This window comes from Flavobacterium sp., from assembly GCF_031411595.1.
Lineage (GTDB): Bacteria > Bacteroidota > Bacteroidia > Flavobacteriales > Flavobacteriaceae > Flavobacterium.
On the sequence record NZ_JANOBI010000035.1, the window covers coordinates 100074 to 115018 of the forward strand.

General features: G+C 37.3%; 15 protein-coding genes. 2 read left to right on the top strand and 13 right to left on the bottom strand.

The window, feature by feature from the left end; all coding sequences use genetic code 11:
* Positions 1 to 4 precede the first annotated feature (4 nt).
* Complete coding sequence (locus tag RMO03_RS08185) at positions 5 to 700, top strand: LytTR family DNA-binding domain-containing protein (RefSeq protein ID WP_166337326.1); 696 nt, start codon at positions 5 to 7, stop codon at positions 698 to 700.
* On the opposite strand, the gene priA is transcribed toward RMO03_RS08185, so the two are convergent.
* The 11 genes from priA to RMO03_RS08240 all read right to left on the bottom strand — a co-directional run bounded on the left by priA (position 697) and on the right by RMO03_RS08240 (position 12557).
* Positions 697 to 3147 (bottom strand): primosomal protein N', encoded by a 2451-nt coding sequence (gene priA / locus RMO03_RS08190; protein ID WP_309641608.1) that lies wholly within the window; start codon positions 3145 to 3147, stop codon positions 697 to 699. The two genes, RMO03_RS08185 and priA, sit on opposite strands and share 4 nt — an antisense overlap.
* A gap of 22 nt (positions 3148 to 3169) precedes the next feature.
* Positions 3170 to 3604, bottom strand: coding sequence for a DUF2147 domain-containing protein (locus RMO03_RS08195; protein ID WP_309641609.1), 435 nt, complete (start codon positions 3602 to 3604; stop codon positions 3170 to 3172).
* Positions 3605 to 3711: 107 nt separating this feature from the next.
* A complete protein-coding gene (locus RMO03_RS08200; protein WP_309641610.1) occupies positions 3712 to 4641 on the bottom strand; it encodes a YihY/virulence factor BrkB family protein in 930 nt (309 codons plus the stop codon).
* Positions 4634 to 5500, bottom strand: a complete 867-nt coding sequence (gene nadC, locus RMO03_RS08205; protein WP_309641611.1) for a carboxylating nicotinate-nucleotide diphosphorylase — start codon at positions 5498 to 5500, stop codon at positions 4634 to 4636. The genes RMO03_RS08200 and nadC overlap by 8 nt, the downstream gene beginning before the upstream one ends.
* A gap of 69 nt (positions 5501 to 5569) precedes the next feature.
* On the bottom strand, positions 5570 to 6601 hold the full coding sequence (locus RMO03_RS08210) for an o-succinylbenzoate synthase (RefSeq protein WP_309641612.1): 1032 nt from the start codon (positions 6599 to 6601) through the stop codon (positions 5570 to 5572).
* The gene (locus RMO03_RS08215; RefSeq protein ID WP_309641613.1) at positions 6602 to 7798 is read right to left on the bottom strand and encodes a hypothetical protein; all 1197 of its coding nucleotides are present in this window, start codon (positions 7796 to 7798) and stop codon (positions 6602 to 6604) included.
* A gap of 149 nt (positions 7799 to 7947) precedes the next feature.
* Positions 7948 to 8628, bottom strand: a complete 681-nt coding sequence (locus RMO03_RS08220; RefSeq protein WP_309641614.1) for a metal-dependent hydrolase — start codon at positions 8626 to 8628, stop codon at positions 7948 to 7950.
* A gap of 12 nt (positions 8629 to 8640) precedes the next feature.
* Entirely contained in the window at positions 8641 to 9570 is a 930-nt protein-coding gene (menA, locus tag RMO03_RS08225; RefSeq protein ID WP_309641615.1) for a 1,4-dihydroxy-2-naphthoate octaprenyltransferase, read from the bottom strand.
* 30 nt (positions 9571 to 9600) lie between these two features.
* Complete coding sequence (locus RMO03_RS08230) at positions 9601 to 11094, bottom strand: PH domain-containing protein (RefSeq protein WP_309641616.1); 1494 nt, start codon at positions 11092 to 11094, stop codon at positions 9601 to 9603.
* A 5-nt stretch (positions 11095 to 11099) separates the two neighbouring features.
* Positions 11100 to 11618: a PH domain-containing protein gene (locus RMO03_RS08235; protein ID WP_309641617.1), complete on the bottom strand. Its 519-nt coding sequence runs from the start codon at positions 11616 to 11618 to the stop codon at positions 11100 to 11102.
* Between the two features lie 102 nt (positions 11619 to 11720).
* Positions 11721 to 12557: a 1,4-dihydroxy-2-naphthoyl-CoA synthase gene (locus tag RMO03_RS08240; RefSeq protein WP_409024914.1), complete on the bottom strand. Its 837-nt coding sequence runs from the start codon at positions 12555 to 12557 to the stop codon at positions 11721 to 11723.
* A gap of 101 nt (positions 12558 to 12658) precedes the next feature.
* On the opposite strand from RMO03_RS08240, the gene RMO03_RS08245 reads away from it, so the two are divergent.
* Positions 12659 to 13105: a PH domain-containing protein gene (locus tag RMO03_RS08245; RefSeq protein ID WP_309641618.1), complete on the top strand. Its 447-nt coding sequence runs from the start codon at positions 12659 to 12661 to the stop codon at positions 13103 to 13105.
* On the opposite strand, the gene ygiD is transcribed toward RMO03_RS08245, so the two are convergent.
* Both ygiD and RMO03_RS08255 read right to left on the bottom strand, forming a co-directional pair.
* A complete protein-coding gene (gene ygiD / locus RMO03_RS08250) occupies positions 13102 to 13932 on the bottom strand; it encodes a 4,5-DOPA dioxygenase extradiol (RefSeq protein WP_309641619.1) in 831 nt (276 codons plus the stop codon). The two genes, RMO03_RS08245 and ygiD, sit on opposite strands and share 4 nt — an antisense overlap.
* Positions 13933 to 14006: 74 nt before the next feature.
* The gene (locus RMO03_RS08255; RefSeq protein WP_309641620.1) at positions 14007 to 14861 is read right to left on the bottom strand and encodes a S1-like domain-containing RNA-binding protein; all 855 of its coding nucleotides are present in this window, start codon (positions 14859 to 14861) and stop codon (positions 14007 to 14009) included.
* Positions 14862 to 14945 lie beyond the last annotated feature (84 nt).

Sequence of the window (14945 nt, forward strand, 5' to 3'; positions counted from 1 at the left end):
AATTATGAAACTAAATTGTGTTGTTGTAGATGACTCGTCAATCCAAAGGATGATCATCGCAAAGTTAGTAAATAATCACCCAAATTTACATTTAATTGGTGATTTTTCAAATGCAATCGAAGCAAAAAATTGCATGTCGGTACATACCGTGGACTTGATATTTCTAGATATTGAAATGCCAGTCATCAGCGGTTTTGATTTTCTAGACGGATTAAAGACGAAACCACAAATCATCTTTATCACGTCTAAGGCTGAGTACGCTATGAAAGCGTTCGATTATGATGCAACGGATTACCTACAAAAACCGATTGCCCTTGATCGTTTCAACGCTTCTGTAAAACGTGCCATGGATTTTCATTTACTTAAAAAAGAAAATCAAGAAGAAGACGGAGAACATATTTTTATTAAGAGTAATCTTAAAAAATTAAAAGTGTTCACTTCAAAAATCAAATGGATTGAAGCTTTTGGTGATTACGTAAAAGTAGTTACTGAAGAAGATAGCAACTTAGTACTTTCTACGATGAAGTCTTTTGAGAAAGATTTATCGAAAGACAAATTCATCCGAGTACACAAGTCTTACATTATTAACATTGATAAAGTAGAACGATTTAACAGTAAATTTGCCGAAATTGGGATTACAAAAATACCTTTAAGTCGAAACAAGAAAGAAGATCTTGTTCGCGCTTTAGCAATTGCTTAATAAAAATCAACATTCACAGCAATTTTGATTGCTCTGAATTGTGAAACTGCATCAAAACTATCCAGTATTTTCTGGATAGTTTTTTTTGTGCTTTGTAACGGTTGATTTTGTGGAATTTTCACTAGAATGGTTCTGATGTACTCATTCCTAATTCTTCCAATTGGTGGTTCTTCAGGGCCAAGCACAGGGATTTTTAAATTTTGCTGCATAACTTGATACAACCACGTCGATCCTTCTTTGAGTTTTTCAAAATCACGATGCTTCAATGTGAGTTTTATTAATCTGAAATATGGTGGATATTGATAGATCTTTCTTTCATATAACTGCTCAGCATACATTCCAGAATAATCATTATGCGTAACCTGCTGAATCGTATTATGATTCGGATTATACGTCTGAATAATAACCTTACCTCTTTTTTCTGAACGGCCGGAACGACCCGCAACTTGCGTCATCATTTGAAAACTTCGCTCGAAAGCACGGAAATCAGGATGATACAGCATATTATCTGCATTCATAATACCAACCAAACTCACATTATCAAAATCCAAACCTTTGGCAAGCATTTGTGTTCCTACTAAAATATCAACTTCTCGGTTTTTAAAACTATCAATAACCCTTTCAAAACCAAATTTTCCACGCGTTGTGTCTTGATCCATTCTGCCGATTTTGGCATTTGGAAAAAGAGTAATTAATTCTTGTTGAATTTGCTCCGTGCCAAAACCTTTTGTTGTTAGATGTGGACTTGAACAACTATGACAATGCGTAGGGTTCGCCATAGAATAACCGCAATAATGACATCGCAATTGGTTTTTCTGTTTATGATAAGTTAAACTTACATCACATTGCGGACATTGCGGAACATGCCCACATTTCATACATTCCACAACCGGAGAATAGCCACGACGATTTTGGAACAGAATTATTTGTTCATTTAACGATAAAGCCAAAGCGATTTCTTCCATCAAGGTATCGCTGAAATGACCTGTCATTTGTTTTCGGAAGTACTTATCTTTCAAATCAACCAAGGCGATTTCCGGCAATTGTACTTTCCCATAACGCTCCGTAATTTCAACCAAACCGAATTTATTGCTTTGTGCATTAAAATAGGTTTCGATACTTGGTGTTGCAGAACCCAACAATACTTTCGACTCATGCATGCTTGCTAAAACAATCGCAGCATCTCGTGCATGATAACGTGGCGATGGGTCTTGCTGCTTGAACGTTTGTTCATGTTCTTCATCGACAATGATAAAACCTAAATCTGAAAATGGTAAAAACAAAGCAGAACGCGCGCCAATAACAATTTGCGCTTTCTCAGAAACTTCCTGCACTTGCCGCCATACTTCCACCCTTTCGTTATTGCTGTATTTTGAGTGATAAACCGCTACTTTATTGCCGAAATAACTTCGCAGCCTTTCTACAAGTTGCGTAGTTAATGCAATTTCCGGCAATAAGTATAAGATTTGCTTTTCCTGCTTTAAATATTCTTCAATAAGTTGAATGTAAATTTCTGTCTTACCACTCGAAGTCACGCCATGCAATAGACAAACATCTTTCGTAAGAAATTGTTTCTTAATTTGATCGAAAGTGCGTTGTTGCACTTCACTCAACTGCAAAGCATCTTCTCTAAGCTTACCTTCAAAATTGACACGATCTTCCTGAAGATAATATTCTTCAAAAATATTTTTATCGATTAAGGCTTTGACAACAGTTGATGATGAATTTGCTGCATTCGTCAATTGTTTTACGGAAATCGGCTTCTTTTCTGTGGCTTGCAATTGAAAATACTGCAACAGAATTTCAGTTTGTTTTGCGCCTTTCAAGCTATTGAGCAATTGATTCAATGATTCATCTGAAGTAAATTCAGTATGCAATCTGATGTAACGCACTAATTTTGGTTTGTAGATTTCTGTAATTTCTTCCTGCAATACCAAAATATTTTTATCAATCAATTTTTGAAGAATCGAAAAAACATTTTTCTTATTTAAAATCGATATGATATCATGAACCTTAAGTGACGACTGATGTTGCAACGCTTGGTAAACCAAATATTCATCATCGGAAAGTTCGTGTTGTTCGAGATAAACTTCCGCTTTTTTAGCAATGACAGTTTCGCTTTCGAGCAATAAAGCACTCGGCATGGCACCACGATAAACATCACCAATGGCGCACATATAATACGAAGCAATCCATTGCCAATGTTGTATTTGAATTTCGTTTACAATTGGCGTTTCGTCAAGGATTTGGTGGATTTCTTTGGCGTGGTATAATTGGGGTTCGTTTTGGTGTAAATCGACCACAAGCGCCGTGTATATTTTACTTTTCCCAAATGGCACAGTCACACGCATGCCTTTTTTCAGAAAATGAAATTCAGCTTCTGAAATACTGTACGTAAAGGTTTTAGCCAGCGAAAGCGGTAAAATTACTTCTGCAAAAAAAGACATGCTGATGAAATTAATGGTTTGTTTACCCTTTGACGCGATCCCAATATTGTGTTCGCCCGATGAGTTCGATTCCGAAATAGCCTCTGACTTTTAGTTTGTCTTTGGTTTCGAAAGATATGGAGCATTTGTATAATTTGCCGTGTTTCGGATCCAGGATTTTTCCGTTGGTGTATTCGTTGCCTTCTTTGGTTAATCCTTTGATGACGATAAGTCCGACAATAGGTTTGTTCTTATCTTCTCCATCGCATTTGATGCATTTGGTCGGTTTGTTTTTTGGATTGTATATCTCAATTACTCTTCCGTATATTTTATTGTGTTTCTCAAAAATTTCTATAATAGAAAGCGGTTTTCCGGTTTCATCGTCGATGGTTTTCCATTTTCCTAGAATAGATGGACTTTGTGCATGTAGCACTTGAGAGGTTGCGAATATTAAAATGTAAAAAAATATTTTCTTCATAAATCCGGTGTTCTAGCCCTGATGGGAACGGTATCCTTTTGTGCCGGCGTTCGGCGCAAAAGATTTAGTGGACAGCAGGAAACAGCTCCTAAAAACCATTCTTAAAATTATTGTTCCACTTGTTTTTGTTGTCTTAATTTATTGATAGCGGCATCGAGTTCGAATCCTAAAAGCAAAATCATGCAGTTGATCCAAATGTAGAACATCATGATTAGCAATGTTCCGATCGAGCCGTATAATTGATTGTATTTTGAAAATTTCACGACCCAAATTCCAAAGCCGTACGATGAAATGATGATTAGTATGGTTGTGAATACTGAGCCGATGGAAATGAATTTCCGATTCTTGTCATGTTTGATTCCGAATTTGAACAATATTGAAGTCGTCAGTAAAATCATTAGAATTACAAAAGCATATCGCCCCATTCTGATTAATGGAATGCTATCGCTGAGCACATCTTGAATGATTGTTTTTTGTATAAACACCTCAAAAACAACAATTGCAGCTACGGTTACCAGAAGTAACATTGAAAGTATTAATGAAATTCCAACCGCAATAAAATACTGTCTAAAAAAACCTCTTTTGATGATGACGTGATGCGAAGTTTCGAAGCCACCCATGATTGCATTCAAGCCATTCGCCATTAAAAATATCGACAAAAGAAATCCCGAAGAAAGTAGTCCGGAATGACTATTATGCAAGATATCGTTGATGATTGCGGCAATCGCTTCGTAAGTTTTTGGCGGCACTCCTTCGGATACGAATTGGAGAAAATCATTCTGAAAACCTTCGATGGGAATGTATGGAATTAGGTTTAATATGAACAGCGCGAACGGAAACAACGCCATGAAAAAGCTGAACGCAATGGCACCAGCTCTGTAAGATAAAGCGCCTTCTGTTATGGCAATACCATATATTAAAAGTAAATCATACAGTGACATTCCTTGCAACCAAGGTAATTTCACTTTTTTCAAAGCTCTGACCAAGTTGCGTAGCACCGGGATTTTTGCAATGCTGGCTTCTATTTCTTTACTCATTACTAAATGCTTTTAAACTTAAATCCATGTTATAAACGGAATGCGTCAGTGCGCCTGATGATATATAATCTACACCACAGTCAGCGTAATGTCGGATGGTTTTCTCGTTGATGTTTCCTGAGGATTCTGTGAGGCATTGGTCACCAATTAATTTAACGGCTTCTCGCGTATCATCGTAATTAAAATTGTCTATTAGAATTCTGTAAACGCCATCGCTTAGTAGAATTTCTTTGATTTCGTCTAAGTTTCTGGCTTCCACAATGATTTTTAAATCGAGGTTGTTTTCTGCAAGATACGCTTTGGTTTTGGATATAGCTTTTGTGATGCCGCCAGCGAAATCGTTGTGATTGTCTTTGAGCATAATCATATCATACAATGCAAAACGATGATTTTCACCGCCACCAATTTTGACGGCCCATTTTTCCGCAGCTCGAAAACCTGGAGTTGTTTTTCGGGTGTCGAGTACTTTGGTTTTGGTGCCTTCAAGTAGTTTAACGTAACTATTGGTTTTGGTAGCAATCGCGGACATTCTTTGCATCGAATTCAATACGAGTCGTTCCGCTTTCAAAATGGATTGTGAGCTTCCTGAAACGTGAAATACAATATCTCCGAATTTTACTGGCGTTCCGTCTTGAATAAAAGTTTCAATAACTAAATTCGAATCAACATAGTGGAAAATCATTTTGGCCAATTCAACACCGGCAATAATACCTTGATCTTTAACCAATAATTTCGCTTTTCCAATAGTCGATGCAGGAATACAAGCTAATGAACTGTAATCTCCCGAACCAATATCTTCTCGGATACCGTTTTCGATAATGATCTTTAATTCGTTTTGAAATTGCGTTTCCGAAATCATACTGGTACTATTGTTTGGCTAAAATAGGATTTATTTTGTGGATTTAAAAATTTGATGTTTCAAGTGCCTTTACAAATAGAAATCCCAAACATTTCCGGTATACCATAATTCTCCATTAGAAACGGTTAACGGACTATCGAAATTGTTAGTATACAAAGCGCCGGTTCCTAATCCTTGCGGCATCGGATTGTTTTGCAAATAGGTCCATTGTGCGATGGCATTGAGTCCGATGTTGCTTTCTAAAGCCGAAGTAATCCACCAGCCGATTTGGTGTTTTTTTGCTAATGAAATCCATTCTTGTGTACCGCGAAATCCGCCAATAAAATTAGGTTTTAAAATGATGTATTGCGGTTTGATTTTTTGGAGTAAAGCTTTCTTTTCTTCGAATGAAAACACACCAATCAGTTCTTCATCCAAAGCAATTGGAATCGGAGTGATTTTACACAGTTCTGACATGATGTCATGCTGATTTTTTGCTATAGGTTGTTCTATGCTATGAATTTTAAAACCAGACAGTTGATTTAATTTAAGTAAAGCATCTTCTGAAACAAAAGCACCGTTTGCATCGACGCGAATCTCGATTTGTTCCGGGCTATAATTTTGTCGAATGAAGCGCAATAATGCCAGTTCTTTGTCGAAATCTATCGCGCCAATTTTGAGTTTGATACAATGAAAACCAGCCGCTAATTTCTGTTCAATTTGCTGTTTCATAAAGGCTTCGTCGCCCATCCAAACCAAGCCGTTTATTGGAATACTTTTTTGTCCTTTTGTAAACTCGGACGGAAACAATTCAAAGGGATTTTCTGCGGATAAAGATTCGAATGCCATTTCAATTCCGAATTGAATTGATGGGAATTCTATTAAACTTTCCCAAAGCTTTTCTTTTCCTAAATGAATGTTTTCACAAACCCACTGCAGTTTTTCTTCATAATCATCGCGATCATCAATGCTTAACCCACGCAAGATACCGCACTCGCCTATTCCTTTTTTACCGTTTTCTTCGAGCGTGATAAACCAGGTTTCCTTTTGAGTCAATACGCCACGTGACGTTCCTGAGGGTTGTTTGAAGTTTAGAATGTACTTTTGATACTTAGCAACCATCTATTGTAGAATATTTAAAATGCGTTCAAAATCGTTCGTTGGCAAACCCAATTTCTCAAACAAAATAAAATCAGCTTTAACTTGCTCATTCCAACCCATGCTATCAGAAATATTTTGGCTTTTGTATTTTTTATAAATCGATTTTGCCTTACTGTAGTTGCCTTTAAACAAATTAGCGTGCGCCAAATGCAATTGCAGCGACAATTCCGTCGGATCAAGTTGTTCGCCTATATTCAAATATTTGAGCGCTTTGTCGTATTGTTTGGTGTAGATGTAATTGATTCCAAGCGCATCGTAATCTGAAACTTTGGCTTTTTTTTCTTCGATGATAGGCAACAGTTTGACAATGGCTTGTCCGTACTTACCTTGTGAAGTGAATTGAGAAGCTTCTAAACGATTGTTATCATAAATTGTAGTTGATGCTCCTGATTCGTTATAACAAGTCAATCCGCCGTCTTTAAATGCTTTTGTTTTTTCGGCTGCCAATAAGTTTTGATATTCTTGAAATTTGTATTGGTTTTGAATTTTATCGAGCACACAAACACAATAATCATCTGCTCCGGCATTGGGTAATTTTTTTGCTAAATCCGTCGATTTACAAATGCTCAAAACATTTTTTCTGTTTTCTATGGTCCAGCCACGACTGAGTTTGGTGTCTACCCACGGCACGACTTCTAGTATGATGCGCTGATTCATAATCCAGTTTTTGCTTTCGAAACCGAACCACATCATACCGGATTTGAAACAAGTAGATGATTTGGTTGAAAGTCTTTTGGCGTCTTTGTTTATAGGATTGTTTTGATAGAGACAAGCTTTATCGACGTTGCCTTCTTTTTTGTAATCGAGGGCTAAGTCTTTGTTGTTGAAAATCGCATATTTGCATTTGTCGTCGCCTGCAATTTTGGATAGCAAAAAAACTGCTCCAGCAGAACCTTGACTAATTCCGGTTGGATCGGGAATGGCTTTTAGAATCGAAACCAAGCTGTTGGATAGTTTTTGATTTTCGTCAAGAAGCGTGATTCTGTATACGATTTCTGTGGTGCCTTCGGGCAATTCTTCTACAGGAATGATGATGCGTTCTCGTGCGCTGATGATGATTTGTTTGGATGTGGCGCGCTCTTTATCCCAGTAGCCATCGGTTTGGGCAAAGCAGAAAGTTGTGATTAGTAATAATAAGAAGCTGAGTTTGTATTGCATAATTTTTTTTGCTCGCAAAGACGCAGAGACGCAAAATTTATTATATTAATTAGGAGCTATTTCCCGCTATCATTCCAATCTTTTCCGCCGAAAACCGGCGAAAAAGGATTTTCCCTTCTATCGGGGCTAGGGCATTTCGTAACAAAGAACTATAATTCTATGCTTTGTCCGATATCGAGTAGCATTAAGTCCTTTCCTTTGTTGAAAAACTTGCGAATGGCCTCTTCGTGGTTGATTTCGATGTAGCCGAACGTGTCGTAATGATAGCCCATAATCTTGTCGCAATCTATGAAATCTGAAGCGATAATAGCATCGTCAACATCCATAGTAAAATTGCTTCCGATTGGGAGAATGGCTAAGTCGAGTTTGGTGCGCATTGGGATGAGTTTCATATCCATCGTTAGCGCCGTATCGCCAGCTATGTAGATGTTTTTGTGCTCTCCTTCAATGACAAAACCACCGGGATTTCCGCCGTAAGTACCATCAGCAAATGAACTGGAATGAATGGCATTGACATATTTCACGAGACCGAAATCGAATTTCCAGCTTCCACCATGATTCATCATGTGTGCTTTGAAGCCTTTGAGCATGTAGTAAGTCACAATTTCAGCATTCGAAACTATAACCGCTTCGGGATTGAATTGCATCACGTGTTCAACATCCAACGTGTGATCTTGGTGCGCGTGCGTTAGGAAAAGATAGTCGAATTTGAGTTCATTGATGTTAATATGCGCCGCTTTTGGGTTTGCAGAAATAAACGGATCGACGAGTATGGTTTTACCGCTAATTTCGATTTGCAGTGCAGCATGTCCGTAATAAGTGATTTTCATTTTTTATAGCTTTTAAGAATTGTTGACGATAATATCCGACAAGAAATAAATCAGACACAGCGAAAGCAGTATTGACAATAGAAAAGTACTTAGTGCCACTTTTTTAAGTTCAGGATCTAATGCTCTTGAGTCTTTATTTTTATATACGGTGATTAAATGTTTGACCAATGGAACGTATGCGATAAGAAACAGATACTGGTCAAAATGAAAATCGTTGAGTATCGCAAAAATCAATACCAAAACCATGGCTGAAATGATTAGAAAATAATGGTAGATTTTGGCTTTTTCACCACCGATTTTGACAACGATGGTGTTCTTACCCACTTTCCTGTCAGAGATTTCATCACGCATATTGTTGAGATTGAGTACACCAACACTCAAGAATCCTATGGCTGTTGCGGGCAACAAAAGCAAATAACCATTTTCTAAAGTTTTGGCGAACATAAAATAGATGCCCATCGTGCTCACCATTCCGAAAAAGATGAATACAAACAAATCGCCGTAACCTCTGTAACCATAAGCTGTGTTGCCGACAGTATAGCGAATGGCTGAGGCGATAGCCAGAATTCCAAGTACTAAAAAGAACAACGAAAAACCTAGATTGTTTTCTTTAAAGGAATTGTAAATTAATAAAACTGAGGAAATAAAAGTCAATACTGAAGTGATTACCATAGCTCTTTTCATAGCTTCCGGAGAAATCACACCACTTTGAATAGTGCGCTTTGGCCCTACTCGATCTTCGTTATCAGTTCCTTTGATGCCATCACCATAATCATTGGCAAAGTTCGAAAGGATTTGTAAACCTAAAGTGGTGGTCAGTGCAAAAATGACAATTTTCCAATTGAACATCGATTGCGACATGGCGTAAAAACTACCTAAAATAATTCCAGACACTGATAATGGTAAGGTTCTTAATCGTGCTGCTTGTATCCAATGCTTCATTTTAATTAATAATTATTCAGGGTTAATTGATCACATCCAATTGCTGTCCGATCGTTCCAATTCGTACAGCCATAAATTGACATATTGTTTTATGGCGGTGAAATTTCCCAATTGAAAAGCGATATTCCCTCCAGCGGTGTGCAATATAATCGATCCTATATTGATGCTTTTATGCCAAAACAATTGTGAGGTTGTGATGGCTTGTATTTTACTGGGTTCAATAATTTCATTATTGATATCCCATGCACCGCTTTGCATGATAATAAAATCATCGTTAATAAACAACTTGTTGTTTTTGAATTTAAAGAACTGAATCACGCCTACAAAAATAATATAAATCCACACACTATAGTCGTAATCTTTTCCAAGTGTCGGGTTATAATTTCTAAAAATACAATAACCAATCAATGGCAAGCCAATCGTAAGAAAAACGGAGAAACCAAGCTTTCGCCAATTGGGTTTAAGCATGACGCCTTTTTGTGGAATTTTTTGAAAAAGCAGTTTCAATATAGCGTCTTTTTCGATTTGATTGCAACCCGGAATTTCAATAGCAGCGTTGCGTTCTTCTTTTTCGTTATGCGATGCTTGTTTGATTCTGAGATGCAGAATATTCATTTTCTTTTGAAAATAATTCTGAGAAACCGCTGTAATCTGTACTTTTTCAGGTTTGATGATGGTGCTTTTCGTATTTAACAATCCGAACGAAAGCAACAATGATCCTTTTTGTCGCGTGATTTTGTAATCGAAATATTTGATGATGATGCGCGCTAAATTGATCAGAATGATGACTATGAATAAAAACACAATCACAACAAATAAGCTTTGAATGAGCAGTCTGCTATTCACATAATTCTCAATGTCTTTGTCCTCCCAAACATTGGCGCCCATGATTTTTTGGGTATAATCTAAAACAGTAAATAAGAACAGTAACAAAAGTGAAAAACTCCTAACATAATTCGATGTGATGCCCATTTTAACCAAACTTAAAAAGCTGATATTGATGAATGAATGGTTTTCCTCAATGAAAGTTTCTGTCGTGTTAGCTTCATTGCCATCAACTTTAATTCTCCTTTCATTATCGAGCAATTTCGATTTTAATTCTAAAGCCAACTCGTGAGAAATCGCTTTAATTTTCCCTTCTTTATCATTGCTTCCGGCAGTATCAACATCGAGCGCATACACACCAATGGCGCGTTGAATTAACGATTGCGTGATATTCACTTGCTGAATTTTATGCAATTGAATCGTTGTTCTGGTTTTGCTCCAAATGCCTTCGTTGATGATGAATTCTTCTTTTTCTGAATCGAGATAAAAAGTGAAATTGATATATTTCAAATACGCAATTAATCCAATGAGCAGAACACCAACTGAAATTCCTATGAGAAGATAGGTTTTGTTGACTTCATTAAATTTAAAAATCCACACCACCAAAATGGGCCATAAGGCGCGCAGATAATGCTGTAGCGTATCAAAAAACAGTACTAGAATTCCGATAGAAGATTGTTTTTGTGGTTCTTTAAACATGCCCATTACAACTCTTTTTGAATTCTGCCCATCAACAATTGTTTGATATTTTCGGCTTGTGTTTTTTCTATTCCTGGTATTTCAATATCACTTGAATTTCCGCCTGCAGTAAAAATTTCGATCTTCGCCAAATCATAAAAACGGGAAATGATACCTTCATGTAAAGAAACGTGTTGTATTCTATTATAAGGAATTACAAGTGTATTAGTTGCAATAACACCATGGCGAAAAAGCACATCATGTTGGCGAAACGCAAATCCTTTTTTGTTAAATCCAATTCTTGAAAACCATACAATCAATATAAAAATGGATAAAATTCCCAAGCCAATCTTGATTTGAAAGGGCGCTATTTCTTCTTGAGCATTATTAATTAATAATACAAAACCGGCACTAATAATCACAAACACAATGGCGATTTGAATCAAAATGATTTTCCAATAAGAGGCATGCAATTTTGAATACAGCACTTCTTCAAACTTTGGAAGTTGTGTGGTATCGATTGTTTCGTTGGTAAAGTTTTCCATGATAATTGTATGTCTTTAAAAGGCTAACACGAGCTTCGTGGCCCGAGCTTAGCAATTTACACAAATTAATTCGTGACATGCAATGAAATTAGTGTTTAATTTTTAAGGCAACCATTTATTATCTCCGAAATTAGGCTTTCGTTTTTCAAGAAATGCATTTCTGCCTTCTTTCGCTTCTTCGGTCATATATGCTAAACGTGTGGCTTCTCCTGCAAACACTTGCTGTCCGACCATACCATCATCGGTTAAGTTCATAGCAAATTTGAGCATTTTTATCGATGTAGGTGATTTCTCTAAAATTTCCTGTGCCCACTGATAAGCGGTATCCTCAAGCTCGTCGTGTGGAATTACAGCATTGACCATGCCCATATCAAAAGCATCTTGAGCCGAGTAATTGCGTCCTAAAAAGAAAATTTCACGCGCTTTTTTCTGCCCTACCATTTTAGCTAAATATGCAGAACCGTAACCACCGTCGAAACTCGTTACATCAGCATCGGTTTGTTTGAAAATCGCGTGTTCTTTACTTGCTAATGTTAAATCGCAAACCACGTGCAAGCTATGACCACCTCCAACAGCCCAACCCGGAACAACTGCAATCACTACTTTCGGCATAAAGCGAATGAGTCGTTGCACTTCTAAAATATTCAATCGATGTTGGCCGTCATCGCCTACATAACCTTGATGTCCACGCGCATTTTGATCGCCACCGCTGCAAAATGAATACACGCCATCTTTGGTTGATGGGCCTTCAGCCGACAATAAAACCACACCAATCGAAGTATCTTCCTGAGCATCATAAAACGCCTGATACAGCTCAGAAGTCGTTTTCGGACGAAAGGCATTGCGAACATTTGGGCGGTTGAAAGCGATTCTCGCCACGCCATTATATTTTTTATACGTGATATCTTCAAATTCTTTTACCGTTTTCCAGTCAATCATATTGGTATTTGTATTAATTTAGCGTAAAAATAAACGATTTTTTATATTTGTCCCCTCAATATTGAAAATTAAATCAATAGTCCAAATTGGATTATTTATGAATGAATAAAGCAAACCCCATGAATCGATTTCTTTCTACAAAAAACAGTTACACCGTTGCCATACTCTGGTTTATTGTCATCAGTATGATTGCACTTTTAGGCATCGGATTAGAAAAAGAACATTTATCCACTTTACCCATCGTAATTTTATCGTTGGTAATCGCTTTAGTCGTTTGGACATTATTGGATACTCGGTATGTCATCAAACAACATTTTCTATTGTATCGTTCCGGACCATTTCGCGGTAGAATCGATATTGAAAAAATTCAAAAGATTAAATATTTTTCAGGATTGTATGTACCTGTTACGATGAAGCCAGCTCTAGATACCAAAGGATTTATTATCACGTATAACAAAGCTGAGGATGTTTATGTATCGCCTGCAAAAAGCGATGTTTTCTTGTCGGAATTGTTGAAGATCAATCCGAACATCGAAGTTTCAAACTAATTTCCCCATTTGACTGAAGTCATCGTCAAGGAACCTCCAACCGCTTTATCATTGAAAAAGGCAATATCATCTTGATTATCTTGCAATGCCAAAGTGTAAAGCAACGGATAATAATGATCGGGCGTTGGTATCGCTAATTTCGCAGCAGCATTTAGTTTTTCATAATGAACTAAAGACGCAACATCGCGGTTGCCAATTTTTTCTTTAAACACTTGATTCATTTCAATCGCCCAATCGAAACCAAATTCTGATTCTTGTAATTTATCCCAAGCAACCATTCTGAGATTGTGCACCATATTACCACTACCAATAATCAAAACTCCTTTGTTTCTAAGTGATTGCAATTGTTTCGCTAAATCAAAATGGTATTGTGGAGGTTTGTTGTAATCGATGCTGAGCTGCAACACCGGAATATCAGCGTTCGGATACATATGCTTCACCACCGACCAAGTGCCGTGGTCTAAACCCCAATCATGATCTTGAATTACATTCGTGGAAGTAATCAAATCAGCTGTAGCTTTAGCCAATTTGGGATTGCCTTTCGCCGGATATTGAACGTCGAATAAAGCTTGAGGGAAACCACCAAAATCATGAATGGTTTTAGGGTTTTCCATCGCAGTTATATGCGTTCCGTTGGTAAGCCAATGGGCTGAAATCACAATAACAGCAATAGGTTTCGGTATTTCACTACCCATTGTCGCCCACGTTTGTGAAAACGCATTGTCTTCAATGGCATTCATCGGTGAACCATGTCCAATAAACAACACAGGTTGTTTGTCTTGGAATTTCAAATCATCCGACCAATTTTTGAAGGTGTGTAGCGACATTTTTTTGAGTTTCTGAGTGGCTGACCCGAGCGAGTATTTCGATGCGAATTGTATGGAGCGAAGCAGAATAAGTTCTATTCTGTAATTAAATAAATTCCATCCTCTTTAATGGCAATCAACTGATCTTTATACAAAGAACCAATCGCTTTTTTGAAGGTTTTCTTGCTCATCTTCAATACCGTTTTGATATCTTCAGGATGGCTGTTGTCATTGAGTCGAAGGAAACCGCGGCTGGCTTTGAGTTCATCAAGAATTTTCTGCGCATTGGGTTCGATGTTTTCATAGCCTAATTTCTGCAATGAAACGTCAATCTTGTTATCAGGACGAATCGTTTTAATATAACCTCGCAGGCGATCTCCGGTTCGAATCGCATCATCATACACTTCATCTTTATAAACCAAGCCTTTGTGCTGTTCATTAATAATCACATTAATGCCTATCTCAGTTATATGAGAAACAATCAAATCGACTTCCTCGCCTCTTTCGACCGTTAAATTGTCATTATTCAAAAACTGATTGGTTTTGCTTGAAGCTACCAATCGATTGGTTTTTTCGTCCATGTATAAAAACACCAAATAGCGTTTGCCTTTTTCCATCGGACGCGCTTGCTCTTTGAACGGAACCAGAATGTCTTTTTCCATGCCCCAATCCATAAAAGCACCAACTTGATTCACATAATTCACGCGCAATAAAGCGAATTCATTCAATAGAATATAAGGCTCTAAAGTCGTCGCAACCGGGCGTTCTTCGTGGTCTAAGTAGACAAAAACTGTGAGTTCATCGTCGATTTCAAAGCGTTCCGGAACATATTTATTGGGTAATAAAATATCGTGAATGCCTTCGGGATCTTCCGTCGGATTTCCTAAAAACAAACCGACTTTGGTGTCGCGTAATATGGTGAGCGTGTTGTATTTTCCTATTGCAATCATGTTGAAAGTTCTGAAGTTCTGAGGTTTTAAGGCTCTAAAGTTTGAAGCGCAAAGGTAGGAAGATTTTTATTTAGATTTTTTACT